The organism is Streptomyces erythrochromogenes, from assembly GCF_040684695.1.
Taxonomy (GTDB): domain Bacteria; phylum Actinomycetota; class Actinomycetes; order Streptomycetales; family Streptomycetaceae; genus Streptomyces; species Streptomyces erythrochromogenes_C.
In genome coordinates, this window is record NZ_JBFBGM010000022.1 from 15,723 (window position 1) to 41,723 (window position 26,001).

At 73.4% G+C, this 26,001-nt stretch carries 20 protein-coding genes; 12 read left to right on the forward strand and 8 right to left on the reverse strand.

All coding sequences use genetic code 11. The features are described from left to right. The first annotated feature begins 31 nt into the window (after window positions 1-31). Complete coding sequence (locus AB0O53_RS27525; protein WP_350992645.1) at window positions 32-592, forward strand: DUF4352 domain-containing protein; 561 nt, start codon at window positions 32-34, stop codon at window positions 590-592. A gap of 8 nt (window positions 593-600) precedes the next feature. On the opposite strand, the gene AB0O53_RS27530 is transcribed toward AB0O53_RS27525, so the two are convergent. From AB0O53_RS27530 to AB0O53_RS27545, 4 genes are all read right to left on the reverse strand, one after another. Further along, window positions 601-780: a hypothetical protein gene (locus AB0O53_RS27530; protein ID WP_350992643.1), complete on the reverse strand. Its 180-nt coding sequence runs from the start codon at window positions 778-780 to the stop codon at window positions 601-603. Window positions 781-890: 110 nt separating this feature from the next. Further along, window positions 891-1,508 (reverse strand): GNAT family N-acetyltransferase, encoded by a 618-nt coding sequence (locus tag AB0O53_RS27535; protein WP_365199035.1) that lies wholly within the window; start codon window positions 1,506-1,508, stop codon window positions 891-893. 118 nt (window positions 1,509-1,626) lie between these two features. Beyond that, entirely contained in the window at window positions 1,627-2,109 is a 483-nt protein-coding gene (locus AB0O53_RS27540; protein WP_350992639.1) for a DUF456 domain-containing protein, read from the reverse strand. 24 nt (window positions 2,110-2,133) lie between these two features. After that, window positions 2,134-3,111, reverse strand: coding sequence for a helix-turn-helix domain-containing protein (locus AB0O53_RS27545; protein WP_359122322.1), 978 nt, complete (start codon window positions 3,109-3,111; stop codon window positions 2,134-2,136). A 198-nt stretch (window positions 3,112-3,309) separates the two neighbouring features. On the opposite strand from AB0O53_RS27545, the gene AB0O53_RS27550 reads away from it, so the two are divergent. The 4 genes from AB0O53_RS27550 to AB0O53_RS27565 all read left to right on the forward strand — a co-directional run bounded on the left by AB0O53_RS27550 (window position 3,310) and on the right by AB0O53_RS27565 (window position 11,555). After that, window positions 3,310-7,080, forward strand: coding sequence for a S8 family peptidase (locus tag AB0O53_RS27550; RefSeq protein WP_365199039.1), 3,771 nt, complete (start codon window positions 3,310-3,312; stop codon window positions 7,078-7,080). Between the two features lie 102 nt (window positions 7,081-7,182). Continuing rightward, complete coding sequence (locus AB0O53_RS27555) at window positions 7,183-9,195, forward strand: protein phosphatase 2C domain-containing protein (protein WP_365199042.1); 2,013 nt, start codon at window positions 7,183-7,185, stop codon at window positions 9,193-9,195. A 28-nt stretch (window positions 9,196-9,223) separates the two neighbouring features. Next, complete coding sequence (locus tag AB0O53_RS27560) at window positions 9,224-10,966, forward strand: pyruvate dehydrogenase (protein ID WP_350992631.1); 1,743 nt, start codon at window positions 9,224-9,226, stop codon at window positions 10,964-10,966. 31 nt (window positions 10,967-10,997) lie between these two features. Next, window positions 10,998-11,555 (forward strand): ATP-binding protein, encoded by a 558-nt coding sequence (locus AB0O53_RS27565; RefSeq protein ID WP_350992630.1) that lies wholly within the window; start codon window positions 10,998-11,000, stop codon window positions 11,553-11,555. 39 nt (window positions 11,556-11,594) lie between these two features. On the opposite strand, the gene AB0O53_RS27570 is transcribed toward AB0O53_RS27565, so the two are convergent. After that, window positions 11,595-12,653: a DUF2637 domain-containing protein gene (locus AB0O53_RS27570; RefSeq protein WP_350992628.1), complete on the reverse strand. Its 1,059-nt coding sequence runs from the start codon at window positions 12,651-12,653 to the stop codon at window positions 11,595-11,597. A gap of 248 nt (window positions 12,654-12,901) precedes the next feature. Beyond that, window positions 12,902-13,762 carry a (2Fe-2S)-binding protein gene (locus AB0O53_RS27575; RefSeq protein ID WP_350992627.1) on the reverse strand — a complete coding sequence of 287 codons (861 nt, stop codon included), beginning with the start codon at window positions 13,760-13,762 and terminating at the stop codon, window positions 12,902-12,904. Window positions 13,763-13,942: 180 nt separating this feature from the next. Here AB0O53_RS27575 and AB0O53_RS27580 point away from each other — a divergent pair, with 180 nt between their 5' ends. Next, a complete protein-coding gene (locus AB0O53_RS27580) occupies window positions 13,943-14,554 on the forward strand; it encodes a GntR family transcriptional regulator (protein WP_365199178.1) in 612 nt (203 codons plus the stop codon). A 111-nt stretch (window positions 14,555-14,665) separates the two neighbouring features. On the opposite strand, the gene AB0O53_RS27585 is transcribed toward AB0O53_RS27580, so the two are convergent. Together AB0O53_RS27585 and AB0O53_RS27590 are read right to left on the reverse strand one after the other, a co-directional pair. Continuing rightward, on the reverse strand, window positions 14,666-15,451 hold the full coding sequence (locus tag AB0O53_RS27585; protein ID WP_350992625.1) for a hypothetical protein: 786 nt from the start codon (window positions 15,449-15,451) through the stop codon (window positions 14,666-14,668). Window positions 15,452-15,617: 166 nt separating this feature from the next. Next, on the reverse strand, window positions 15,618-17,297 hold the full coding sequence (locus AB0O53_RS27590; RefSeq protein ID WP_350992624.1) for a PucR family transcriptional regulator: 1,680 nt from the start codon (window positions 17,295-17,297) through the stop codon (window positions 15,618-15,620). A 253-nt stretch (window positions 17,298-17,550) separates the two neighbouring features. On the opposite strand from AB0O53_RS27590, the gene AB0O53_RS27595 reads away from it, so the two are divergent. The 6 genes from AB0O53_RS27595 (at window position 17,551) to AB0O53_RS27620 (ending at window position 26,000) form a co-directional block, all read left to right on the forward strand. Continuing rightward, window positions 17,551-18,444: an FAD binding domain-containing protein gene (locus AB0O53_RS27595; protein WP_030665373.1), complete on the forward strand. Its 894-nt coding sequence runs from the start codon at window positions 17,551-17,553 to the stop codon at window positions 18,442-18,444. Between the two features lie 2 nt (window positions 18,445-18,446). Beyond that, entirely contained in the window at window positions 18,447-19,058 is a 612-nt protein-coding gene (locus AB0O53_RS27600) for a (2Fe-2S)-binding protein (RefSeq protein ID WP_365199049.1), read from the forward strand. 2 nt (window positions 19,059-19,060) lie between these two features. Next, complete coding sequence (gene pucD, locus AB0O53_RS27605; RefSeq protein ID WP_350992620.1) at window positions 19,061-21,457, forward strand: xanthine dehydrogenase subunit D; 2,397 nt, start codon at window positions 19,061-19,063, stop codon at window positions 21,455-21,457. Between the two features lie 326 nt (window positions 21,458-21,783). Further along, window positions 21,784-23,247: an NCS2 family permease gene (locus tag AB0O53_RS27610; protein ID WP_350992618.1), complete on the forward strand. Its 1,464-nt coding sequence runs from the start codon at window positions 21,784-21,786 to the stop codon at window positions 23,245-23,247. Window positions 23,248-23,354: 107 nt separating this feature from the next. Then, complete coding sequence (locus tag AB0O53_RS27615; RefSeq protein ID WP_350992616.1) at window positions 23,355-24,506, forward strand: XdhC family protein; 1,152 nt, start codon at window positions 23,355-23,357, stop codon at window positions 24,504-24,506. Between the two features lie 261 nt (window positions 24,507-24,767). Beyond that, on the forward strand, window positions 24,768-26,000 hold the full coding sequence (locus AB0O53_RS27620; RefSeq protein ID WP_350992614.1) for a GNAT family N-acetyltransferase: 1,233 nt from the start codon (window positions 24,768-24,770) through the stop codon (window positions 25,998-26,000). Window position 26,001 lies beyond the last annotated feature (1 nt).

Here is a 26,001-nt window from a genome sequence, read left to right on the forward strand (position 1 = left end):
GGGTCGTGGCGGCTGGGCCGATGCTGGATGCATGGACACCATCCAACGCCCGAGAGCGGTCCGTACGGGCAGGCGGCTGGCCGCGTGCTCGGTCATGGCGAGCGTGTTGACACTCGGGTTCGCCACGAACGCCGGGGCCGTCCAGCACGTGGCCGGCCCCTCGACCCTCACCTGGGGGGAGACCAGGACCTACGGCGACGGTCTGGCCGTCACGGTCGCCCGGCCCACCGCCTTCACCCCGAGCGCCACCTCCGCGGGCCACCGTCCGGGCAACCAGGCGGTGGCCTGGAAGGTCACGCTGAAGAACGCGACCACCGAGGCCTTCGCAACGGCGTTGGTCGCCGTGTACGCGAAGTACGGGAAGGCGGGCGAGCAGGCCGAGCGGGTCTTCGACACCGCGAAGGGCATCGGCGCCGGCTTCGAGGGCAGCATCAGCCCCGGCCGGTCCGCGACCGTGACGTACGTGTTCGACATCCCCAAGGCGGGCGTCGACCAGCTCGACCTGGAGGTCGTGCCCGACGTCATCACCCACGACGGCGCGCACTGGACCGGCCCCCTCGACCCGGGCACCGGACCGGTCCGGCAGACCTGAGACGTCCTTCAGGGCGTGTCCGGGAGCGGGGCGCCGCAGGCGGTGCAGGAGCGGGCGTCGCGGGAGCGGTCGGTGCCGAGGCGTCCGCAGGCGTCGCAGACCAGGTGGAGCAGGCAGGCGGGCTCACCGGCGTCCGACGGCTCGGCGGGCGGGCCGGGAACGTGCCGGTCCGGTGCGGGCGTGTCCACGGCGGCTCCCCGGACGGGCGGAGGCGGTGGCACCGCCTCGAACACCGAGAGGGTATCCGGCCGGGCCGCAGGGCGTTCACCGTCGAACCCCTCCGGCCCGGCGTACGGTGTCAGGCCTCGGCCGGGGTGCGCGGGGCCCGGCGCATCGCCCACAGGGCCGGGCCGCCTCCGGGCAGCCGCGCCTCCCCGAGCACGGTGAAGCCGAAGTGCTCGTAGAAGGGCAGGTTGTCGGGCTTGGAGGACTCCAGGTAGACCGGCAGGCCCGCCGCATCCGCCTGGGCCAGGCCCGAGCGCAGCAGGGCCGCCCCGTGCCCCCGGCCGCGGGCGGCGGGGTCGGCGCCGACCACCGCCAGGTACCAGTGCGGCTCCGTCGGGGAGTGCTTCGCGGCCTCCTCGACGGCCTCCCGGAACAGCGCGGCCCGGTCGCCGAGGATGTCCTGGAGCTCCCGGACGGTCTCCGCGTCGGGCACGGCCTTCGCCCGCCCCTCGGGCGCCACCCAGAAGGAGGCCGCGGCGTCGGTGCGCTCGCACACGCCGTGCCGGACGTACTGCCGGGTGAACAGCGTGGTGAAGTAGCGGTTCAGTCCCGCCCCGCGGGAGGCGTCGTCGGGGAAGAACCAGCGCATCATCGGGTCGTCGTCGAAGGCGGCGGCCAGGGTGCGGCCGACCATGCGCGCATCGTCGACCGTTGCCGTTTTCGGAGCGTTCGTTATGGGCATACGGGTCATTCTGCACCCTTGATGATCTTGCTCTGCGCGGGGGTCCGCTCGTCGGCGCCCGCCGCCGACGCCCCCCGTCGACGCACCCCCGCCGACCGCCTGAACAGGGCCCCGATCCGGCAGGGGCCTACTCGGCGGCCACCGCGCCCACCCACGCCCCCACCACCAGCAGGCACCCGAACAGCTCCACCAGCACGCTCGTGCCCACCGCCCGCATCACCGCCCGCGTCGACGCCCAGGCGTCGCCGTGCCCGCCCAGCCGCAGCCGCTCGCAGAGATAGACGCCGCCCACGAAACCCGGGACCGCCCCCACCACGGGGACCAGGACGAAGCCCAGCAGCGCGCCCGCGCCCGCGAAGGCCGCCGTCCGGGGGGTGGCCGGCAGCCCGCGCGGCCGTCGGGGCGGCAGCTGCCACTTCACCACCTGCACCACCAGCAGCAGGGCCGTCGCCGCGACCAGCAGGGACCACGACAGCGCCGACCGCTCGTGCAGCGCCCACCACAGCAGACCCGCCCACACCAGCAAGGTCCCCGGCACACCGGGAACCAGGACCCCGACCAGCCCGAACAGCAGCACCAGACCCACCAGGAGCAGCTGCGGCACGTCCACCCGCCCAGCGTGCCCGACGGTCGGCTAGCGGGCCACCCAGCCGCGTTCGTACGCGTGCCAGCCCAGCTGCAGCCGGGTCGTCACCCCGGCCGCCTCCATCAGCCCTTTGACCCGGCGCTGCACCGTCCGCAGGCCGAGCTCCAGGTGCTTGGCCACGCTCGCGTCCGTCATGCCCGCCAGCAGCAGCGAGAGGACCTCCAGGTCCGTGGCGTCGGGGATGCCCTCGGACTCCTCCGGCGAACCGGCCGCCCCCAGCCGCAACGGCAGCGACTCCCGCCACACCGCCTCGAACAGGCCCGTCAGGGACTCCAGCAGCCCCGACGCGTGCACCACCAGCGCCGCCGGCTCCGCACCGCGCGCCGTCAGCGGGACCATGGCGAGGGTCCGGTCCGCGATCACCAGCTTCGTCGGGACCTCCGCCGTCACCCGGACCTGCTCGCCCCGGGCCAGGGCCGTGGACGCCTCCCGGATCCCGCTCGGCAGGGTCAGCACCTCCCGCTCGATCACCACCCGGTAGTCGACCCCGCGCACCGAGGCCCGGTCCTCCGCCTCGTTGTCCGTTCCCGTCACCACCTGGGGGCGGCCGCTGACCAGCGCGCACACCTCCTTCTCCGCACCCAGCTGGAGCTGGTGGAAGCGGTGCGCCACCGCGCTCGCGCCCTGCACCACCTCCACGAGGTCGTGCACCGCCGGCTCGGACGCCTCCGCCCGGTACTCCTCCGCCAGCAGCGCCGCCGCCAGCTCCGCCTGTTCCAGCTCGTGCCGCTGCTGCGTCAGCAGGGCCCCGAGCGCGACCCCCGGCGGGGCGGCCACCCAGCGCCCCGGCCGGGCCGAGGACTGCGCCGCCAGCCCGTGCCGCTCCAGGTGGCGCAGGGCCCGTTCGGTCTGCGGCACCGGCAGGGTCAGCCGGTGCGCGAGGTCGGGGACCTCGGCCGCGCCCAGCGCCACCAGCGCGCGGTACGCGGACTCCTGGCCCTCGTCCAGGCCTATCGCACCCAGCAACCCGTCCACCACCTTTCGACACGGCTCCTGGCGGGAAGCGGCCACGGCGCAAACCCGCCGCCGACATCATCGCCGCACCCCCCGCCCCTCTGCCAAGGTTGCGCCACCGCAGCACCAACATCCGCCGGCCAGAAGCCATTTGCGCGGCATCTTTGGCGTGCAATGCAGCAGTTGGCCGGAATTCACCTGGGGAGAGCGATGCGCCCGATATCGCGCACGGTGATCGGGGCGGCCACAGCGGCCGTCCTCGCCGCCACCGCCGTCGGCCCGTCGACGGCGCAGCCGGCCGACGGAGCGCCCGGAGCGGGAAAGAGACCACTCGTCGGGAGCCAGGCGGCCGGAAAGCAGCCCACCGCACCCGTCACCGTGACCCTCGTCACCGGTGACCGGATCCTGGTGTCCACCGACCCGTCCGGCCGCACCGCCGCGACCGCGATGCCGCGCGGGGACGGCTCCCAGCCGCTCGTGCAGACCCGGCAGTCGGGCCAGGACCTGTACGTGTACCCGCAGGCGGCGGTCGCGGCCCTCGCCGCGGGCCGCGTCGACCACGAACTCTTCAACGTCACCGGTCTCGTCCGGCAGGGCTACGACGACGCCCACACCAAGAAGCTGCCGCTCATCGCGGTCTACGACGGATCCGTGAACGTGGCGCGCGCCGCGCCGCCCGCACCCCGCGGCGCCGACCGCTCCCGCGTCCTCGGCTCCATCGGCGCCGTCGCCCTCTCCGCGGACAAGGAGCAGGCGACGGCCTTCTGGGCCGACGCCATGGGTACGGGCTCCACCGCGCGTACGGCCGCGGGCGGTCTGGAGAAGCTGTGGCTGGACGGCAGGGTCCGGGCGAACCTGGAGCGTTCGACGCGCCAGGTCGCCGCGACCGCCGCCTGGGCCGCCGGATACGACGGCAAGGGCACCAAGGTCGCCGTCCTCGACACCGGCACCGACCTGGAACACCCCGACCTCAAGGGCCGGGTCTCCGCGTCGCTGAACTTCACCGACTCCGACACCGACACCGACCGGCAGGGCCACGGCACCCACACCCTCTCCACCGTCGGCGGCTCGGGAGCCGAGAGCGGCGGCGCCAAGAAGGGCGTCGCTCCCGGCGCGGAACTGCTCAGCGGCAAAGTACTCAACGACCAGGGCTACGGCCTCGACTCGTGGATCATCGCCGGCATGGAGTGGGCCGCCGCCGCCCAGGCCGACGTGGTCTCCATGAGCCTCGGCGACCCCTCGCGGACCGCCTGCGACGACCCCCTCGCCGCGGCCGCCGAACGGCTCTCCCGGCAGGGCCCGCTCTTCGTCGTCGCCGCCGGCAACTCCGGCCCCGGCAACAACACGGTCTCCTCGCCCGGTTGCTCCCCGAGCGTGCTCACCGTCGGCGCCGTCGACCGCGACGACACCACGGCCCCCTTCTCCAGCCGCGGACCCGCCGGTCCGCAGCACACCCTCAAGCCCGAGATCTCCGCACCCGGCGTCGGCATCTCCGCCGCCGCGGCCGGCGGCCGCGGGGTGTACGCCTACCAGGCCATGTCCGGGACCTCCATGGCCACCCCGCACGTCGCCGGCGCCGCCGCCATCGTCAAGCAGCGCCACCCCGACTGGACCGGACAGCAGATCAAGGCCGCCCTCGTCGGCTCCGCGAACACCAAGGTCCCCGGGGACGTACGGGAGACCGGCGCCGGCCGCCTCGACGTCAAGGCCGCCCTCGACACCACCGTCACCGGCGCGCCCGCCGTCCAGGGCGGCACGTACCACTGGCCGCAGGACCGCAGCGACCGCACCAGCGTCCAGGTCCCGTACACCAACCCCGGCAAGACCCCCGTCACCCTGCACCTCGCCGTCGAGAAGGTCACCGGCAACGACGGCTCCGCCGTCCGCAGCCAGGTCGCCCGGCTCGACCGGCGCACCGTGACCGTTCCGGCCGGCGCCACCGTCACGGTGCCCCTCGCCCTCGACCCGGCCGCCAAGCTGGAGCGCTCCCAGTACGGGGACGTCACCGGCCGCGTCGTCGCCACGGCCGACGGCGTACACCTCTCCACCCCCTTCTCCCTCTACGTCGAGCCCGAGACGGTGACCCTGCGGGTCAAGCTCCTCGACCGGGCCGGCCGGCCCGCCACCGGACCCTCCTCGCTGGACGTCATCGGCACCGACGACGCCTCCGGCGAGCGCCGGTTCAACGACGGGGCCGCCGACCAGGTCTACCGGGTCCGCCCCGGCGCCTACTTCCTGTCCGCCTTCGTCGCCACCCCCGACGCCGGCGAGGGCGCGGAACTGATCGACTCCCTCACCTACCTCGGCCGCCCCCAGACCGAGGTGAAGAAGGACACGACGATCGTGCTCGACGCCCGCAGGGCAGGGCGCCTGACCATCGAGGCCGACCGGCCCGTCGAGGCCCGCAACACCACCCTCGGCTTCGCCCGCAGCTGGGACGACACCTGGCTGCACGCCGGGACCGCCATGGGCGGCCGCACCATCCGCGGCTTCTACGCCTCCGTCGAAGGCCGCGCGAAGGACGGCGACTTCGAGTTCACCGGCTACTGGCGGGCGGCCGCCCCGCTGGTCTCCGAGCTGAAGGCCGCCGGCGGACCGGTCCTGCACCCGATCACCGCCTCCACCGGCAGCGACAACCTCGACGGCACCGGCGGCGCCCCGCTCGTCGACGCAGGCTCCGGCACGCCCGCGGAACTCGCCGCGGCCGGCGCCGAGGGCGCCGTCGTCCTGGTGAAGGCCGTGGACGGAGCCCTCCACGAGGTCGCGCAGAACGCGAAGGCCGCGGGCGCCAAGGCCGTCCTCGTCCACCGCGAGGCACCGGGCCGCTGGACCGCCTTCACCGGCTACGCGGGCGGCTCGCTGCCCACGATGACCATCGAGGCCGCCGAGGCCGAGGCGCTCCTGGCCAGGCTCGCCGCCGGCAAGGTCACCCTGTCCTGGAAGGCCACGGCGAAGAGCCCGTACGTCTACTCCCTCGCCTTCCCCGAGACGGGCGAGATCAAGGGCAGCCGTACCCACCGGGTCCGCGACCGCGACCTCGGCCAGGTCGAGTCCACCTACAACTCCATGGGCGTGGCCGCCGACTTCGTCGACATGGCGGGCGCCTACCGGCCCATCGGCAGCGCCGTGTACTTCGGCGGGATCGAGACCGTCGCGACGCCCGGCACACGGACCGAGTTCTACTCCGCGGGAGACACCGCCTGGGACCAGCTGCTCTCCAGCAGCTTCCCCTGGGGCGAGTTCATGACGGGCGAGCAGCGCACCTACGCCAAGGGCGCCCGGACCAGGGCCGCCTGGTACGACGGAGTGACCGGCCCGGTCGCCCCCCGCGACCTCGCCGGCAAGGAGGCCCTCGCCGCCGAACGCCAGGGCAACCTGATCGGCTTCGCGCCCGCCATGTGGGGCGACAGCGCGCACGCCGCGCAGCCCGGATCCTTCGGGGACATCGGCAACCTCCGGCTCCGGCGCGACGGAGAGGACGTGGGGGAGAGCTGGTACCCGTTCGGGGTGTTCGAGGTCCCGGCCGAGGAGGGCCGCTACGAACTGACCCAGTCCATCGAGAAGATCGGGCCGCCCGCGCGCACCTGGCAGCGGTCCACCTCGGTCACCACGACCTGGGGCTTCACCTCGAAGCTCGACGCGGCGGCGTACTCGCAGGGCCTGCCGGTCCTCTTCCCGCGGTACGCGGCCCCGATGGACGGCATGAAGACCGTCCCGGCGGCGAACGGCCTGACGATCGGGCTGGGCGTCACCGGCCACGCGGGCTACGCGCCCGGCGCGCTGAAGTCGGCCGCGCTGGCCTACTCCTACGACGGCGAGCACTGGACGCAGGCGAAGGTCACCGAGCGCGGCGGCATGTGGACGGCGGTCGTCGACCACGCCGGGGCCTCCGGCAAGCCGGTCTCGCTCAGGGTCGAACTCACCGACGCGAAGGGCGCGTCGGTCACCCAGACGGTCGCGCGGGCGTACGACGTCCGCTGATCCGTACGGGCAGGACGGAAGGGGTCCACCGGGCGGCGGCCCGGTGGACCCTTTTCGCGCATTCGGCGTTTTCGGCCCCCACCGGAGGCCGAGAATGAGGGCATGAGTCAGCAGGGCGCGGACGACTGGTGGCAGAAGCTCTACGAGGATCCCGAAGCGGGACCGGCACCCGACCCGGGGGACACCCTCGACAACCGGTTCCGGTCGGCGGCCGGCGTCACGGCCGACCCGGCCGGGGCACCGCCGGACCCGGTACCGGAGGCCGCCCCCGGGTCGGGACGCGGGCCGCTGCCGGCACCCCGCCCGGAGCCGGACACCAGCCTGCCCGCGCGGCCGCCGCGGGCGGACCCGGTTCGCCCGGAGCCCGCCCTGCCCCCGGTGGCGGGGCCCGTCCCCGCGCCGCGCCCGGCCCCCGACGCGCTGCCCGCGCCCCCCGGCGGGGCGTATGCCCCGCAGCCTGCTCCGCCCACGGCCGGTGACGCACCGCCCGCGCCGCCGGCCGTGCCACCCGCCGGGGAGTGGGCCCCGGCGGGCGACCGGAGCGTTCCGCCGCCGACGCCTGCCCCGACGACGGCTGGTGACGCATTGGCCGGGCCGCCCGCGCCGCCGGCCGGGCCGCCCGCGCCGCCGGCCGGGCCGCCCGCGCCGCCGGCCGGGCCGCCCGCGGCGCCGGAGGCTCCGCCCGGCGTTCCGCCGCAGCCGCCGGGGCTCGCGCTCGACCAGCCCGCGGTGCAGGTGCCGTTGCCCGGCGGGGCGTACGGCCCGCCGCCCGCACGGGCGCCCCTCCCGGGTGACACGGCCGGGCCACCGCCGGCGGCGCCGGCCGCGCAAGGGGCCACGACCGGACCGGGGTTCGGGCCGCTCTCACCGCCGCCCGCGCAGGGGACCGCTTCCGGCGCGCCCGCCGCGCCACCGCACGCGCCTGCGCCGACCGCCCCGCCCGGCGAGCGGTACGGGCCGCCGCCGCCCCCGGCTCCGCCCTGGCACGGCGCCCAGCCGCGCGACCCGCGGACCGGCGGCGCCACCGGCTACGCCCTCGGGGGCGTCGAGGTGCCGCCGGCGCCCGGCCGGGAACTGCCCGTCCGGCCGGCCCACGGGCCGCGTCCGCAGGACCGCACCGAGGAGGTGCCGCAGCCCGCGCCCTCGCCCCCGCCCGCACCGGAACACCCACCGGCCGGCCCGCCCGCCCCCGCGGACGCGGCGCCGCAGCAGCGGCCCGAGGTACGCCACCTCGGTGACCGCGCCCCCACCTACGCCGCCGAACCGGGCCCGCTCCCGCCCGCGGACCCGGCCGCCCTCGACGCCCTCGTCCCGGACACCGTCCTGGAGGGCGCCCGCTACGGAGCCCACACCCTCCGGGCCGCCTCCCTGCGCGGCGACTCGGCCCGCTACCGCGGCGAGAACCGCCGGGACTTCCTGCTCACCGCCCGCTTCGGCAGCGGCGACGACGCCCTGGTCCTGGTGGCCCTCGCCGGCGGGGACCGGGCCGCGCCCGGCGCCGCCGAGGCCGCCGCCGAACTGTGCCGCACGGTCGCCGCGGCCGTCGGCCGCAGCCAGGGCAGGCTCGCCGACGACATCCGGGCCGGGCGCCGCGACGCCCTGCGCTCCGGCCTCCAGCGGCTCACCGACCGCGGCTACGGACGGCTGCGGGCCCGCGCCGCCGAGCTGGGGCTCGCGGAGGAGGAGTACACGGCGGGACTGCGCGGACTGCTGCTCCCGGTGGACCCCGAATGCCGTACCCGGGTGTGCTTCGGATCCGGCGCGGGCGGGCTGTTCCGGCTCCGTTCGGGTCAATGGCAGGACCTGGAGCCCACCGGCCCCGCTGCACCCGGGCCGGCCCCCGCGGCCGACGCCGCCGAGCGGGCCGACGCCGTGGGCGAGCCCGGCAGCGTCTTCCGGTTCCGGGCCTCCGTGGGCAGACCGGGGGACACCCTGCTGCTGTGCACGGGCGGCCTGGCGGAGCCCGTGCGGGAGGAGGCCGCCCTCCGGGAGGAGCTCGCCGCCCGCTGGGCCGAGCCGGAGCCGCCCGGCCTCGCCGCGTTCCTCGCGGACATCCAGCTCCGCCTCAAGGGGTACGCCGACGACCGCACGGCCGCCGCCGTCTGGGAGGCGTAACCGGCGCGGGCATGGCTGGATGGGAGGCATGGCCAAGCAGAACGTGGCGGAGCAGTTCGTCGACATCCTCGTGCGCGCCGGCGTGCGGCGGATGTACGGAGTGGTCGGCGACAGCCTCAATCCGGTGGTGGACGCGATCCGCCGGACGGACGGCATCGAGTGGATCCAGGTCCGCCACGAGGAGACCGCGGCCTTCGCGGCGGGCGCCGAGGCCCAGATCACCGGCCGCCTCGCCGCCTGCGCGGGCTCCTGCGGCCCCGGGAACCTGCACCTGATCAACGGCCTGTACGACGCCCAGCGCTCGATGGCCCCGGTCCTCGCGCTGGCCTCGCACATCCCCTCCGGCGAGATCGGCCTGGGCTACTTCCAGGAGACCCACCCCGACCAGCTGTTCCGCGAGTGCAGCCACTACAGCGAGCTGATCTCCAACCCGCAGCAGATGCCCCGGCTGCTCCAGAGCGCCGTACAGCACGCCATCGGCCGCAGCGGCGTCAGCGTGGTCGCGCTGCCCGGGGACGTCGCCGCCCGGCCGGCACCCGAAAAGGCGGTGGAGCACGCCCTCGTCACCGCCCGGCCCACCGTGCGGCCCGGCGACGGCGAGATCGAGAAACTGGTCCGGCTGGTCGACGAGGCGGACCGGATCACGCTCTTCTGCGGCAGCGGCACCGCCGGGGCGCACGCGGAGGTGATGGAGTTCGCCGGCCGGGTGAAGGCACCCGTCGGGCACGCCCTGCGCGGCAAGGAGTGGATCCAGTACGACAATCCCTACGACGTCGGCATGAGCGGGCTGCTCGGCTACGGCGCGGCCTACGAGGCCACCCACGAGTGCGACCTGCTGATCCTGCTCGGCACGGACTTCCCGTACAACGCCTTCCTGCCCGACGACGTGAAGATCGTCCAGGTGGACATCCGCCCCGAACACCTCGGACGCCGCTCCCAGCTGGACCTCGCCGTGTGGGGAGACGTACGGGAGACCGTGCGCGCCCTGAACGCCCGGGTGAAGGCCAAGACGGACCGCCGCTTCCTGGACCGGATGCTGAAGAAGCACGCGGACGCCCTGGAGGGGGTGGTGAAGGCCTACACCCGCAAGGTCGAGAAGCACACCCCGATCCATCCCGAGTACGTGGCCTCGGTGCTCGACGAACTGGCCGACGAGGACGCGGTGTTCACCGTCGACACGGGCATGTGCAATGTGTGGGCGGCACGCTATCTTTCCCCGAACGGCAAGCGGCGCATCATCGGATCCTTCAGCCACGGCTCGATGGCCAACGCCCTCCCGCAGGCCATCGGCGCTCAGTTCACCGATCCCGGCCGTCAAGTGGTGTCGATGTCCGGTGACGGTGGTTTCTCCATGCTGATGGGAGATTTCCTCACCCTGGTGCAGTACGACCTCCCCGTCAAAGTGGTGCTCTTCAACAACTCATCCCTCGGAATGGTCGAGTTGGAGATGCTGGTTTCCGGCCTTCCCTCCTACGGGACCCGGAACACGAACCCGGACTTCGCCGCGATCGCCCGCGCGGCGGGCGCCTACGGGGTGCGCGTGGAGAAGCCCAAGCAGCTCACCGGCGCTTTGAAGGACGCCTTCCGGCACCGGGGACCCGCTCTGGTGGACGTGGTGACCGACCCCAACGCCCTGTCGATTCCTCCGAGGATCAGCGCCGAAATGGTGACCGGATTCGCACTGTCGGCCAGCAAGATCGTGCTCGACGGAGGGGTGGGGCGCATGATCCAGATGGCTCGATCCAACCTCCGCAACGTGCCCCGCCCGTAAGCCCGCAGGAGTGCGGATCCCCCCGGAGGGCATGCATCCCGTAGGCCTGTTCGAGAGCAACGGACACGGGAGGGACACCGCCGTGCGGGTGGGGGCGAAGACGGGGAAGCTGTGGAGAAGAGGGGCGCCGGTACCGCGCGAACCGTCCACTGCAGAGGACGGGGGAGCGGCCGACTCGCTGCGCATCACCCGGAGCGTGCGCCGCGCGGACCTGAAGGCGGTGGGGGAGGTCCGCCGGGCCCTCAGGGAGCTGATGCGCCACCGGTGCGCGACCGATGCCACGGACGTGGCCGAACTGCTGATCACGGAGCTCGTCACGAACGCCCTCGTCCACACCGACCGGGGCGCCGAGGTGTCCGCGAGCCTCACGGCCGCACGGTTACGGGTGGAGGTCCGCGACCACGCCGCACGCCGGCCCCGGCCGTACGTACCGACCGCCGACGACGGTACGCACGGCCGGGGACTGGTGCTGGTGGAGGCGCTGGCCGACGAGTGGGGCGTGGACGCGCTCGCCCTGGGCGGCGGCAAGGTGGTGTGGTTCGAGCTCGACGGGCGCCGCGAGGCCCCGTACGCCGCAGGGCCCGCCTGAACGGGCGGGCCCTGCGGGGTGTCCCCTGAGTCGAACCTGTCAGCCGAACTGCTGCTCCAGGTCCTTCAGTTTGCGCTCCAGCGAGTCCAGCCGGGGAATGGTCTGGGTGTCGTCCTCGGCGGTGAGGTCCACCGTTCGGGTGCCGGTCACGTCAGTGGATTCGATGGGGTTGACGGCCTGCAGGGAGGGCCGGAGGCGTAGCGGCAGCTGTCCCGTTTCCGGTATGGCCGGCTCCGCGCCGACCGGCGCGGAGCCCGCTCCCTGCGTCAGCTCCGGGAGCTCGACCTGGCGGCCGCGGGACCGCCCGAACGCCCGGTTCTGCCGGCCCAGCGCCTTGATGCGCGCCCGGTCGAGCCGGTTCTGGTCGCGCCTGCGGTGCCGGTCCGCCTCCCGCTCCTTCTTGTCCTCGCGCACCTCGTCCACGGCCTCGTCGAGGGTGCGCACCCCCTCCAGCAGCATGAGGGACCACGCGCCGAAGGTCTCCCGGGGGGCCCGCAGCCAGCGGACCATCCGGATCTGCGGCAACGGCCGCGGGATCAGGCCCTGTTCGCGCAGCGCCGCCCGGCGGGTCTGCTTGAGGGCGCGGTCGAAGAGGACGGCCGCCGAGAGCGACATCCCCGCGAAGAACTGCGGAGCGCCGTCGTGCCCCAGACCGCGCGGGGCGTGCACCCAGTTGAACCAGGCGGCCGCCCCCGCGAACAGCCACACCAGCATGCGCGAACCGAGGGCCGCGTCACCGTGGCTGGCCTCGCGGACGGCGAGCACCGAGCAGAACATGGCGGCGCCGTCGAGGCCGAAGGGGACCAGGTACTCCCAGCCTCCGGAGAGGTTGAGGTTCTGCCGGCCGAAGCCGACCAGCCCGTGGAAGGAGAGCGCGGCGGCCACCGCCGCGCAGCAGAAGAGCAGGACGTAGGAGGCCGTTCCGTAGACGGCCTCCTTGCGCCGCCGCCGCTCCTCGCTGCGCTCCCAGCTGTCCTCGGCCGCGGCCTTCTCGCTCTCGCGCCTGCCACGTGCCAGTACCGCAACCGCCGCAAGTACGCCCAGGATCAGCAGACTGCCGGGCAGCAGCCAGTCCAGCGATATGTCGGTCAGTCTCATGCGGATGTCCCTTGCCTCGCGTATGCGGCTGTGCGGTTTTCCGGGCGCCATAGTGACGCAGGTGGTGCACCGTGCACGCGGGTTTCGGGGCAAGTGGACGCCATCGGGGGGCGGGGCCCGCCGGATAGGGTGTTGTAACTCGAACTGACTCCCGTATCAGTGGAGTTGTGTTCGATTGAGGCCACCTCTACGGGTGGCTTGGCGGCCGTCCCCCGGATCGGGCGGCGGTCCGGGGCGGGGCCGAGGGGTCAGGCGGCCTCTGCCGTGAGGCGGGTGACGCGGTCCGCGTCGCAGGTGCGGGGGCAGGTGACGCAGGTGTCCTCGGGCCGGATCGTGTAGAAGAAGCAGCAGCTGGCCCGGTCCCGGGTGGGGAGTTCGCGGCCGTCGGGGCCGGAGAGCGTACGGAACCCGGCGCCCCCGGTGTACGGGGCCGTCGAGCCCGGCAGCAGCGCCTCCAGCTCGGCCATCGTCCGCTGCTCCTCGCCGAGCAGCTCGCCCACGTACCAGAGGCTCTCGACGACCTCGTCCGTCACCATGCCCCACAAGGCGCGGCGGCCGCGCCGCATGCGCGGGCCAAAACCTTTCAGCACGGGTTCGAGGTGCTGGGCCACCGCAGCCCGCACCTCCTCGCGCAGCGCCTCCTCGTCGGGCACGACCCGGGCCCCGGGGAGACCGGCCGCCGGGTCGTCCGGCAGGCACGCGAAGCTCTCGACGTGCACGGACATCCGGCCCTGGGTCCGGTGGTAGGCCACCTCGGAGACCGGGAGGCGGGGGACCCGCCGGTGGAGGAACCACGGGAGCGTGATGAGCAGGCAGGCGGGCCACGCGTACCGGTGCAGGCCGAAGCTCGCGATCACGTCGGGCCGCCCCTGGGTGCCGTAGTCCCTCAGGACCTGGGCGTTGTCCCAGGCGAGGAAGGCGTCCAGGGCGGCCCCGCCGGCCGCCAGCTCGTCCGCGCCGACCCACCCCACACCGCGAGGGGAGGGTTCGTGCGCGGCCCGCTCGACGACCCGCAGTCCGGCGTAGACGTCGGCCAGCCGGGCGTACGCTTCCGCCACCGCGGAGCCGGGCGGGGCGGGGGCGAGCGCCGGGAGGGTCGAGACGGGCATGGCGGACCACCGATCACACGATCGTTAACAGGTAAGCCTTACCTTACCTGATTCGGAACGATCCGCACCCACCCGTCACGCAGCGCGTCACCTATTCTCGGGACAGGTCGAGACCCGGAGGAGGAGGACCGAGTGCACGAAACGGCCCACGCCCGGGTACCGGAACAACAGCGGAAGGTCATGCGCCATTCGGTGCGCGGGCAGGTCCTCGACGCCCTGCGCGCGGCACTGGTCGACGGCGAACTCGTGCCCGGGGAGATCTACTCCGGCCCGGCACTGGGGGAGCGCTTCGGGGTCTCCGCGACCCCCGTGCGCGAGGCGATGCAGCAGCTGGCCGCGGAGGGAGCGGTGGAATGCCTCCCGAACCGGGGCTTCCGCGTCCTGACCCGCACCCCGCGCGAGCTCGCCGAGCTGGCCGAGGTCCGGGCGCTGCTCGAAGTCCCCGTCATGCTGCGACTGGCCCGCACGGTGCCGGAGACCACCTGGCAGACCCTGCGCCCGGCCGCCGCCGCCACGGCCGAGGCCGCCGCCGCCGGCGATCTGCCGGGCTACGCGGAGGCGGACCGGGCCTTCCACCGGGCGGTGCTCCGGCTGGCCGGCAACGAGCAGCTGGTCCAGGTGGCGGAGGAACTCCACCGCCGCTCCCAGTGGCCCCTGCCGGGCGCCCCGCGGGTGCGGCGGGCCGATCTCGTCGCCGACGCGGCCGAGCACTCGGCCCTGCTGGAGGCCCTGATCGCCCGCGACCTGTCCGTGGTCGAAGCCCTGGTCCGCGAGCACTTCGCCGGCGCCTGACCCCTGCGGGGAGCCCGGCGGCTCCAGGGCCCGGGCCCGCCCGGCCCCGGGCCCGCCCGAACCCGGGCGGGCCTCGGACGCCGGACGGGCGGCGCCGTACGGTCGGCCGGGCTACACCGCAGGTGCCGGGTGGAGCTGGTCCGCCAGCCAGGTGGGGATGCCGCCCAGGAGGTGGAAGAGCCGACGGGCCTCCGCACGCAGCCGGGTGGCCTCCGGTTCCGGCTCGGCCTCGGCCAGCGCCGCCAGCGCCGGGGCGGTGCCGATCAGGAAGCCCAGGTCCTCCCGGATCCGCAGCGACTCCGCGAACCCCTTGCGGGCCTCGGCCACCTCGCCGTCCCGCAGGGCCAGCGCGGCCAGGTGCCGGAACGTGAACGACAGCAGCAGGGTGTCCCCGTGCGCCTCCGCCCCGGCATGGGCGCGGCGGTAGGCGGGCCGGGCGGACTGCGGGGCGTCCGCGAGGTGCTCGGCGACCAGGCCGCGGCGGAAGTCCAGCAGCGGACGGGTCCGGGAGCCCGGTGACAGCAGGGCCGCGGCCCGGCCCAGCGCGGAGCGGGCCTCGTCGGCCCGGTCGCGCACGCCCAGCACGGTCGCGGCGTAGGCCAGCTGGCCCCGCTCGCAGGCGGCCGCGCCCCGGTCGTCGTCGTCCTGGGCGACCGCCTCGGCGACCCGCAGCGCGTCCTCGGCCTCGGACCAGCCCTGGCCCGTGAACAGGCACCGCTCGACCAGCAGCGCGGTGCGCTGCACGGCGGCGGCCGCCTGGCCGGCCTTGCCGACGTGAGGCGTCAGCAGGGCCGCCGCGTCGGTCCAACAGCCGCGCGAGCGCAGCCGCCATATCGCCCGCTGGAGGGGGTCGTCTCCCCCGGTGGATCCGGCACCCGACATGGCGGTATCCGCCACATTGCCCTCCCCGAAAGCAATCAAGCAGCACATGGTTGAGCCCTGGGGCGAAATGAGAGCACGGATCGCGGGCTCCGGCCAAGGGGTCGGGTGAACTCTTTCACAAAGTCCGGACGGATCATCAGCGCCGCCGGCCACCCCGTGGCCGCCGGCGGAGAGGATCTCCTCAGCTCATGCGCAGTGCCAGGAAGAAATCGAGCTTGTCCTCCAGCCGGGAGAGGTCCCGAGCCGTCAACTGCTCGATTCGCCCGACCCGGTAGCGCAGCGTGTTGACGTGCAGGTGCAACCGGGTCGCGCAGCGGGTCCAGGAGCCGTCGCAGTCCAGGAACGCCTCCAGGGTCGGGATGAGCTCCGCCCGGTGGCGCCGGTCGTAGTCCCGCAGCGGGTCCAGCAGCCGGGCGGTGAAGGCGCGGCGCACGTCGTCCGGGACGAACGGCAGCAGCAGCACGTGCGAGGCGAGCTCGTGGTGGCCCGCGGCGCAGACCCGGCCGGGCCGGGCGGCGGCGACCCGGCGGGCGTGCCGGGCCTCCTCCAGCGCCCCGCGCAGCCCTTCGGCGGAGTGGACGGCGGCGCTGACGCCCAGCGTGAGCCGGCCGTCGTCGGCCAGGCCGGCCGCCAGCGGTTCCCGTACGGTCGCCAGCAGCTCGTCGGCGTGCAGGGCCGAGTCCGGGCCCTTGTCCTCGCCGGCGTCGCCGGACAGCGAGGGCAGCGGCACCAGCGCGATGGCCTCGTCACCCGCGTGGGCCACCGCGATCCGGTCGGACGGCTCCGGGCCCGAGACGGACGGATCGACGAGGATCTCCTCCAGCAGCGACTGGGCGACCGGGCCGCCGGGGATGTCCCCGCTGTCCCAGTCCACCCGGGCCACGACGACCTGCCAGTGCGGGGCGGCGCCCAGCCCGGGCAGCAGCACCGGGGCCGCGACCCGCAGGCGGGCGGCGATCTCGGCGGGTGCGGCGCCCGTCTGGACCAGCTCCAGGACCTCCTGGGCGAGGCGGCGGCGCACGGTGCGGGCGGCGTCGCGCCGGTCGCGCTCCACGGCGATCAGCTGGGTGACGCCCTGGAGCAGGTCCAGGCGCTCGGCCGGCCAGTCGCCGGCGTCCGCCTCGACGGCCAGCAGCCAGTCGGACAGCACGGTCTCGCGCACGTCGCGCGCGGCCGGACCCGCCGCGCCGCGGCCGTGTCCCCTGATCGGGAAGAGCGAGTAGGTAATACCCTGGATGGAGATCCGGTGCGGCCCCCTGCGGCCCGTCCGGACCGCCGCGAGGTGCTCGCCCGCCAGCGCTGCGCAGATGCCCGGCGCCAGCGGCTCGCCCGCTCCGGCGATCTGCCGGCCGGTGGGGGACAGCACCCAGGCCCGGAGGTCGAGGTCGGTGGTGAGGAGATCCAGCACCACGTCGGGGCCGCCCCCCGCCGGACCCGAGGTCATCAGGCGGCGGTGCCGGTCCACGACGGCCGCCAGGTCCCCGGCGCGCTCGCCCGAGACCTGCCGTACGACGTACTCGGTGATCGTGGCGAATGCAACGTCCTCGTTCACGGCGAACAGCGGCAGGCGGTTGCGCACGCAGGCCGAGACGAGATCGTCGGGGATGTCGCCCAGCTCCGCCTCGCCCGCCGCGAGCCCCGCGACGCCGGCGCTCGCGAGGATTCGTACGAATGGCTCGGAGTCGGCTGAATTTCGTCTCCATGCCAGGCCAGTGAGGACGAGTTCGCCCCCGGACAGGTACCGGCTGGGATCGCGCAGGTCGGTCGTCATGACCCCGCGGACCGTACGGTCGAGTTCGTCCTCGCCGCCGAGCAGCCGCAGCCCCAGCGCCTCGGTCTCCAGCAGTGCGCGCAGCCGCATGATGTCGCCGCCGATCTGTCTCGAATGTTGCCGTTGGAAATCGGGCAGGTCGTCGCATCCTGCCTTTCATACGAATCTACAAGACGAGGGAGGCCGTCAGCCAACTCCTTCATGGTTTCGGTGACTGCACCCGGGGGACGCGCGGCTTGTGTACTGAGTCCACACCGCGTTAACAGCACGTGAACGACCAGTCGAGGGCCATTGGGCCTCCTGGCTTGAAGTGAACGACCCGATTAAGAAGAAGAGAGCCGACATGGACTTCCTTCGCCCCGCCAGCTGGGAGGAGGCGCTCGCCGCTAAGGCCGAGTACCCCACAGCTGTGCCGATTGCGGGTGGCACCGACATCATGGTCGAGATCAACTTCGACCACCGCCGTCCGGAGTACCTCCTCGACCTCAACCGCATCGAGCTGCTGCGGGAGTGGGAGGTAGGCGAGGAGGTCACCAAGCTCGGCGCCTCCGTCCCGTACACCCAGATCATGGAGAACCTGCGGACCACCCTGCCGGGTCTCGCGCTCGCCTCGCACACGGTCGCGTCCCCCCAGATCCGCAACCGCGGCGGTGTCGGCGGCAACCTCGGTTGCGCCTCGCCCGCCGGTGACTCCCACCCCGCCCTGCTGGCCGCGGGCTGCGAGGTCGAGGTCGAGTCCGTACGCGGCTCGCGCATGATCCCGATCGACGAGTTCTACACCGGTGTGAAGCGCAACGCGCTGGCCGCCGACGAGCTCATCAAGTCGGTCCACCTGAAGAACGCCACGGGCCCCCAGCAGTACTCCAAGGTCGGCACCCGCAACGCGATGGTCATCGCGGTGTGCGGCTTCGGCCTCGCCCTGCACCCCGACACCCGCACCGTGCGTACGGGCATCGCCTCCGCCGCCCCGACCCCGATCCGGGCCAAGGCCGCCGAGGAGTTCCTGAACGCCGCGCTCGAAGAGGGCGGCTTCTGGGACAACGGCAAGGTCATCACCCCGTCGATCGCCAAGCAGTTCGGTGAGCTCGCCTCCGGCGCGTGCAACCCGATCGACGACGTCCGTGGCACGGCGAAGTACCGCCGTCACGCGGTTGGCATCCTCGCTCGCCGCCAGCTCGTCTGGACCTGGGAGCAGTACCGCGGCACGAACGGCCGCTCGCTTGAAGGGGCTGCGTAATCATGCGCGTCAATTTCACCGTCAACGGTCGTCAGCAGGAAGCCGACGACGTCTGGGAGGGCGAGTCCCTCCTCTACGTGCTGCGTGAGCGCCTGGGCCTGCCCGGCTCCAAGAACGCCTGCGAGCAGGGCGAGTGCGGTTCCTGCACGGTCCGCCTCGACGGCGTGCCGGTCTGTTCCTGTCTGGTGGCCGCCGGCCAGGTCGAGGGCCGCGAGGTCGTGACCGTCGAGGGCCTGGCCGACTTCGCCAAGCAGCGCGAGCAGCACGGCCACGGCGGTGCCTGCGGCACCGGCGCCGGCGGCGGCTGCGGCAGCAAGGGCGTGTCCACCGACGAGGCGAAGAAGTGGGCCGCCAAGCCCGGCGACTCGCAGACCGGTGAGGGCATCGAGCTCTCCAACATCCAGCAGGCGTTCATCGACGCCGGCGCCGTCCAGTGCGGATTCTGCACCCCGGGTCTGCTGGTCCAGGCCGACGAGCTCCTGGAGCGCAACGCGGACCCGTCCGACCAGGACATCCGTGAGGCCCTCTCCGGCAACCTGTGCCGCTGCACGGGCTACGAGAAGATCCTCGACGCGGTCCGCCTCGCGGCCGCCCGTCAGGGAGAGGCGGTCTGACCATGGCCCAGAACACCCGCACCGTCGGCACGCCGACGAACGTCACCCAGAAGCACACCAAGGGTGGCATCGGCGAGTCCACGCTCCGCCCGGACGGCACCCTCAAGGTCACCGGCGAGTTCGCGTACTCCTCGGACATGTGGCACGAGGACATGCTGTGGGGCCAGACCCTGCGCAGCACCGTCGCCCACGCCGAGATCGCGTCCATCGACATCTCCGAGGCCCTGGCCATGCCGGGCGTCTACTCGGTCCTGACGTACGACGACCTGCCGGCCGAGATGAAGAACTACGGCCTGGAGATCCAGGACACCCCGGTCCTGGCCAACGGCCGGGTACGCCACCACGGCGAGCCGGTGGCCCTCGTGGCCGCCGACCACCCGGAGACCGCCCGCCGCGCGGCCGCCAAGATCAAGATCGACTACCGGGAGCTGCCGCTCGTCACGGACGAGGCCTCCGCCCTGGCCGCCGACGCGCCGCTGATCCACGAGGGCCGCGACGACCACCACTCCGGTCACGTCCCGCACCCGAACATCGTGCACCGCCAGCCGATCATCCGCGGCAACGTGGAGGAGGCCCGCAAGCGCGCCGACGTCATCGTCGAGGGCGAGTACACCTTCGGCATGCAGGACCAGGCCTTCCTCGGCCCGGAGTCCGGTCTGGCCGTGCCCTCCGAGGACGGCGGCGTCGACCTCTACGTCGCCACCCAGTGGCTGCACTCGGACCTCCAGCAGATCGCCCCGGTCCTGGGCCTGCCGCCGGAGAAGGTGCGCATGACGCTCTCCGGCGTCGGCGGTGCCTTCGGCGGCCGCGAGGACATCTCGATGCAGATCCACGCCTGCCTGCTGGCCCTCGCGACCAACAAGCCGGTCAAGATCGTCTACAACCGCTTCGAGTCCTTCTTCGGCCACGTGCACCGCCACCCGGCGAAGCTCTGGTACGAGCACGGCGCCACCAAGGACGGCAAGATCACGCACATGAAGTGCAAGATCGTGCTCGACGGCGGCGCCTACGCCTCGGCCTCCCCGGCCGTCGTCGGCAACGCCTCCTCCCTCTCCGTCGGCCCGTACGTCATCGACGACGTCGACATCGAGGCGATCGCGCTCTACACGAACAACCCGCCCTGCGGCGCCATGCGCGGCTTCGGCGCCGTCCAGGCCTGCTTCGCGTACGAGGCCCAGATGGACAAGCTCGCGGCGAAGCTGGGCATGGACCCGGTCGAGTTCCGCCAGCTGAACGCCATGGAGATGGGCACGATCATGCCCACCGGCCAGGTCGTGGACTCCCCGGCGCCGGTCGCCGAGCTGCTGCGCCGGGTCAAGGCCCGCCCGCTGCCGCCGGAGCGCCAGTGGGAGACGGCCGGCGAGGGCGCGGACGTCCGGGCGCTGCCGGGCGGTCTGTCGAACACCACCCACGGCGAGGGCGTCGTGCGCGGCGTCGGCTACGCGGTCGGCATCAAGAACGTCGGCTTCTCCGAGGGCTTCGACGACTACTCCACCGCCCGCGTGCGCCTGGAGGTCATCAACGGCGAGGCCGTCGCGATGGTCCACACGGCCATGGCGGAGGTCGGCCAGGGCGGTGTCACCGTCCACGCACAGATCGCCCGTACCGAGCTGGGCGTCACGCAGGTGACCATCCACCCGGCCGACACGCAGGTCGGCTCCGCCGGTTCCACGTCCGCCTCCCGGCAGACGTACATGACCGGTGGTGCGGTGAAGAACACCTGTGAGCACGTCCGCGAGGCGCTGCTGGAGATGGGCCGCCGCAAGAACGGCTCCTACCACCCGGCCTGGGCCCACGCCGAGCTCCTCCTGGAGGCCGGCAAGGTCGTCACCGACGGCGGCGAGGTCCTCGCGGACATCGCCGACATCCTCGAGAACGAGGCGATCGACCTGGAGCTGGAGTTCCGCCACCGTCCGACGGTCGCCTTCGACCTGAAGACCGGCCAGGGCGACGGCCACGTCCAGTACACCTTCGCCGCGCACCGCGCGGTCGTCGAGGTGGACACCGAGCTCGGCCTGGTCAAGGTCGTCGAGCTGGCGACCGCCCAGGACGTGGGCAAGGCCCTCAACATGCTCTCCGTGGTCGGCCAGATCCAGGGTGGTACCACCCAGGGCCTCGGCGTGGCGGTCATGGAGGAGATCATCGTGGACCCGAAGACCGCGAAGGTGCGCAACCCCTCCTTCACGGACTACCTGATCCCGACCATCCTCGACACCCCGACCATCCCGGTCGACGTCCTGGAGCTCGCCGACCCGAACGCGCCGTACGGCCTTCGCGGTCTGGGCGAGGCACCGACCCTGTCGTCCACCCCGGCCGTCCTCGCGGCGATCCGGCAGGCGACCGGGCTGGAGCTCAACAAGACCCCGATCCGTCCGGAAGCCCTCACCGGGACCCTCTAGGACGGACCCGGTCCGGGGGCCGCGAGGCCCCCGGACCCCTCGGACTCTCCGGGCGGTGTGACTCGGGAACGTCACACTTCACCGCCGCACCGCCCGGAGTACACACGAAGCACCGCACCGCTCGCGGTCCCCTTCAGCCGGCAGTACCCCTGCGAAAACCCCCATGTAGTACCAGCGGTCACCCCGCACTACCCGCAGTACACGCAGTGAACATTCGCGTCGCCTCGGGCCGTCACCCCGGGTCGTGCAGCCAAACGCACCATCCCAAATCCCGCAATCTCCAATCCCCAAGCGGGTGCCCCTTTGAACCTTGGGAGTTAGGCACCATGACCCAGTCGTCAGTGGAGTCCAAGACCACCGCAGAGGAAGCCGGAGACGGCTCCCCCACTCCGGCGGGCAGTTCTTGGCTCGACCGCTACTTTCACATAACCCATAGAGGATCCAACGTCGGCAACGAGGTCCGTGGCGGTATCACGACCTTCATGGCCATGGCGTACATCCTCCTGCTCAACCCGCTGCTGCTCTCGGGCAAGGACGTCGCCGGCACCTCGATGGAGGCCTCGGCCATCATCACCGCCACGGCGTTCGCGGCAGCCGTCACGACGCTCCTCATGGGCTTCGTCGGCAAGGTCCCGCTGGCCCTGGCCGCCGGACTCTCCGTTTCCGGTGTGCTCGCCTCGCAGGTGGCCCCGCAGATGACCTGGCCGCAGGCCATGGGCATGTGCGTGGTCTACGGTGTCGTGATCTGTCTCCTGGTCGTCACCGGCCTCCGAGAGATGATCATGAACGCGATCCCCCTCGCGCTCAAGCACGCGATCACCATGGGCATCGGCATGTTCGTCGCCCTGATCGGTCTCGTGAAGGCCGGCTTCGTCGGCCGCGGTCCCGAGCAGGGGCCCCCGCTCCAGCTCGGCTCCGTCGGTGAGCTCGCCGGCTGGCCGGTCCTGATCTTCTGCCTCACCCTGCTCTCGATCTTCATGCTGCAGGCCCGCAAGATCCGCGGCGCGATCCTGATCGGCATCGTCGGCGGCACCGTCGTCGCGGCCATCGTGAACGCCGTCGCGAACATCGACCCCAAGGCCTGGAACAGCGGCCCGCCGGAGCTCACCGGCTCCGCGGTCTCGATGCCCGACTTCTCGCTCTTCGGCGACGTCTCGTTCGGCGGCTGGGGCGACGTCGGCTACATGACGGTCGGCATGATCGTCTTCACCCTGGTGCTGGCCGGCTTCTTCGACGCGATGGCCACCATCATCGGTGTCGGCACCGAGGCCAAGCTGGCCGACGACAAGGGCCGCATGCCGGGCCTGTCGAAGGCGCTCTTCATCGACGGCGCCGGCGGTGCCATCGGCGGTGTCGCGGGCGGCTCCGGCCAGACCGTGTTCGTCGAGTCGGCGACCGGCGTCGGCGAGGGCGCCCGCACGGGTCTCGCCTCCGTCGTGACCGGCCTGTTCTTCGCGGCCTGCCTCTTCTTCACCCCGATCACGCAGATCGTCCCGGGTGAGGTCGCCTCCGCGGCCCTGGTGGTCATCGGCGCGATGATGATGCAGAACGCCCGCCACGTGGACTGGGCCGACAGCGCGACGGCGATCCCGGTCTTCCTGACCGTCGTGATCATGCCGTTCACGTACTCGATCACGGCCGGCGTCGCCGCCGGTGTGCTCTCCTACGTCGCCATCAAGATCGCTCAGGGCAAGGCCCGGGAGATCGGCGGCTTCATGTGGGCGCTGTCGGGGATCTTCGTGGTCTTCTTCGCCCTGCACCCGATCGAGGGCTGGCTCGGGGTCGGCTGACCCCGCGCACGGCCGGTCCGGGTCGCGAGGCCCGGACCGGCCGGTCCGCAGCGGAACCGCACCCCCCGTACCCGATACTGGAACCGAATCCTCCGAGGAGGCCGCACATGCTGGACATCGCCGAAGAGCTGAACCGGTGGGTACGGCAGGGACGTGACTTCGCCGTCGCCACGGTCGTGGCGGTGGGCGGCAGCGCACCCCGGCAGCCTGGTGCGGCCCTCGCCGTCGACAGCGAGGGCACGGCCATCGGCTCGGTCTCCGGCGGATGCGTGGAGGGCGCGGTCTACGAGCTGTGCCGGCAGGCGCTGGAGGACGGCGAGACCGTACAGGAGCGCTTCGGCTACAGCGACGACGACGCCTTCGCAGTAGGTCTGACCTGCGGCGGGATCATCGACATCCTCGTCACCCCGGTCCCCGTGGGCTCGCCCGCACGTGCGGTGTTCGAGGCCGCGCTGGCCGCCGCCTCGCGCGGTGAGGCCGCCGCGCTGGCCCGGATCGCCGAGGGACCGGCCGAGCTGATGGGCCGCGCCGTGCTCGTCCGTACGGAGGGGCCCTTCGAAGGCGGCCTGGGCGGACACCCCGAGCTGGACCGCACCGTCGCCGAGGAGGCCCGCGCCATGCTGGACGCCGGCCGTACCGGCGTGCTGGAGATCGGCGCCGACGGCAGGCTCTGCGGAGAGCCGCTGAAGGTGCTCGTCGAGTCCAGCGTCCCGCCGCCGCGGATGATCGTCTTCGGCGCCATCGACTTCGCCTCGGCGCTCGTGCGGATCGGCAAGTTCCTCGGCTACCGGGTGACCGTCTGCGACGCGCGGCCCGTCTTCGCGACGAAGAACCGTTTCCCCGAGGCCGACGAGATCGTCGTGGACTGGCCGCACCGCTACCTGGAGAGGACCGACGTGGACGGCCGGACCGTCCTGTGCGTCCTGACCCACGACGCCAAGTTCGACGTCCCGCTCCTGGAGCTGGCCCTCAGGCTGCCCGTCGCCTACGTCGGCGCCATGGGCTCCCGCCGCACCCACGAGGACCGCAACAAGCGGCTGCGCGACGTCGGCGTCACCGAGCTGGAGCTGGCCCGGCTGCGCTCCCCGATCGGCCTGGACCTCGGCGCCCGCTCCCCGGAGGAGACCGCGCTGTCCATCGCCGCCGAGATCGTCGCGAACCGCCGCGGCGGCAGCGGCGCGGCCCTGACCGGCGCGCACATCCCGATCCACCCGGACGTCACGCACACGGTGATCGACAGGATCGGCTCCGTCGCTTGAAGGAGTGACGGCGGAAGGTGAGAAAAGGGCGCACCCCCGCGGGGTCGCGCCCTTTCGGCGTTCCTCCGGTCCTGCCCGGTCCGGGTCTGTCCGGTCCGGGTTCGGTCCTGTGTACGGCCCTGTCCGGTCCGGTCCTGGCCTGCCCGAGCCGGTCGTCGCAGGCGCCCCCGGCCGGCGGACGAAGGGGCTGGAATCGGCCGAACCCGCAGATCAAGCGAATATGGGATGACTGGTCCTCGATGACCGATTAGTCTCGCGATCATGGTGGACATCCGTGAGGTACCCGAGGCCGACATCGACCGCGCCCTGGAGCTCGCCTACCTGGTCTTCCACGACCGGCCCGAGAAAGAGGTCCGCGAGCGGCACCACGCGCTGCTCGCGCGCTGCGACCGGATCGGCGCCTACGTCGGGGACGTCCTGGTCGGCTTCATGGCCGCGCACGACTTCCGGCTCTCGGTGCCCGGGGCGGACCTGCCCTGCCCGGGGCTCACCTTCGTCTGCGTCGCACCGACCCACCGGCGCCGCGGCGTGCTCACCGGGCTGATGACGCGGATGATGCGGCGCGCCGCCGACTCCGGCAGCCCGATCGCCGCCCTCTGGGCCTCCGAGGCCGCGATCTACGGGCGCTTCGGCTACGGCGGCGCCACCACTGGAGCCACCGTCGAGATCGACTCCACCCGGCCACTGGCCCTGCGCATCGACCCGGACCGGCGCCCGCTGCGGCTGGTCGATCCGGAGGACGCCGTCGACGTGATCGGCCCCTTCCACGAGGCCGCCCGCGCCGGCCGGGCCGGCCGCCCCGACCGCAGCCCCGAGCGCTGGCGCGACGAGTGGCTCACCGAACAGGACGAGGAGGACGAGGAGCTGAGCCCGCCCCGGATCATCGTCCTCGGCGACCCGGGCGAGCCCATCGCCGGGTACGTCATCTACCGCACCAAGCCGGAGGACGACGGCGGCGCCGCCCGCACCCCGGGCCTCGTCCGGGTCGACGAGCTGGAGGCGGACACCCCGGCGGCGGCCGCCGCCCTCTGGGAGTGCGTGGCCGCCCTCGACCTCACCGGCAAGGTCTCCGCGTGGGGCCGCCCCGCCGACGACCCGCTGCTGCACTTTGCCGCCGACCGGGACCAGGTACGGGTCACCGCCCAGTTCCCGGCGCTCTGGCTGCGCCTGCTCGACGTACGCGCGGCGCTGACCGCACGGTCCTGGGCCGCGCCCGTGGAACTGGTGCTGGAGGTGCACGACGCGCGGCTTCCCGACAACGCCGGGCGCTTCCGGCTCAAGGCCGGGCCGCACGGGGCGACGTACGGCCATGCGGACGGCCCCGCCGACCTGGCCCTCGACGTGCGCGAGCTCGCCGCCTGCTACCTGGGCGGGACCAGGGTCACCGAGCTGGTCGCGGCCGGGCTGGTCCAGGAACACACGCCCGGGGCCGCCGCGGCACTGGACGACGCCCTGCGCACCCCCGTGCTGCCGCACACGAGCGACGAGTTCTGAG

Excerpts from the sequence above, each read along its gene's own strand:
- AB0O53_RS27525 (WP_350992645.1), top strand. The coding sequence starts at position 32 with ATGGACACCATCCAACGCCCGAGAGCGGTCCGTACGGGCAGGCGGCTG.
- AB0O53_RS27535 (WP_365199035.1), bottom strand. The coding sequence starts at position 1,508 with ATGACCCGTATGCCCATAACGAACGCTCCGAAAACGGCAACGGTCGAC.
- AB0O53_RS27550 (WP_365199039.1), top strand. The coding sequence starts at position 3,310 with ATGCGCCCGATATCGCGCACGGTGATCGGGGCGGCCACAGCGGCCGTC.
- AB0O53_RS27555 (WP_365199042.1), top strand. The coding sequence starts at position 7,183 with ATGAGTCAGCAGGGCGCGGACGACTGGTGGCAGAAGCTCTACGAGGAT.
- AB0O53_RS27560 (WP_350992631.1), top strand. The coding sequence starts at position 9,224 with ATGGCCAAGCAGAACGTGGCGGAGCAGTTCGTCGACATCCTCGTGCGC.
- AB0O53_RS27565 (WP_350992630.1), top strand. The coding sequence starts at position 10,998 with ATGCATCCCGTAGGCCTGTTCGAGAGCAACGGACACGGGAGGGACACC.
- AB0O53_RS27570 (WP_350992628.1), bottom strand. The coding sequence starts at position 12,653 with ATGAGACTGACCGACATATCGCTGGACTGGCTGCTGCCCGGCAGTCTG.
- AB0O53_RS27575 (WP_350992627.1), bottom strand. The coding sequence starts at position 13,762 with ATGCCCGTCTCGACCCTCCCGGCGCTCGCCCCCGCCCCGCCCGGCTCC.
- AB0O53_RS27580 (WP_365199178.1), top strand. The coding sequence starts at position 13,943 with ATGCGCCATTCGGTGCGCGGGCAGGTCCTCGACGCCCTGCGCGCGGCA.
- AB0O53_RS27590 (WP_350992624.1), bottom strand. The coding sequence starts at position 17,297 with ATGCGGCTGCGCGCACTGCTGGAGACCGAGGCGCTGGGGCTGCGGCTG.
- AB0O53_RS27595 (WP_030665373.1), top strand. The coding sequence starts at position 17,551 with ATGGACTTCCTTCGCCCCGCCAGCTGGGAGGAGGCGCTCGCCGCTAAG.
- AB0O53_RS27600 (WP_365199049.1), top strand. The coding sequence starts at position 18,447 with ATGCGCGTCAATTTCACCGTCAACGGTCGTCAGCAGGAAGCCGACGAC.
- pucD (WP_350992620.1), top strand. The coding sequence starts at position 19,061 with ATGGCCCAGAACACCCGCACCGTCGGCACGCCGACGAACGTCACCCAG.
- AB0O53_RS27610 (WP_350992618.1), top strand. The coding sequence starts at position 21,784 with ATGACCCAGTCGTCAGTGGAGTCCAAGACCACCGCAGAGGAAGCCGGA.
- AB0O53_RS27615 (WP_350992616.1), top strand. The coding sequence starts at position 23,355 with ATGCTGGACATCGCCGAAGAGCTGAACCGGTGGGTACGGCAGGGACGT.
- AB0O53_RS27620 (WP_350992614.1), top strand. The coding sequence starts at position 24,768 with ATGGTGGACATCCGTGAGGTACCCGAGGCCGACATCGACCGCGCCCTG.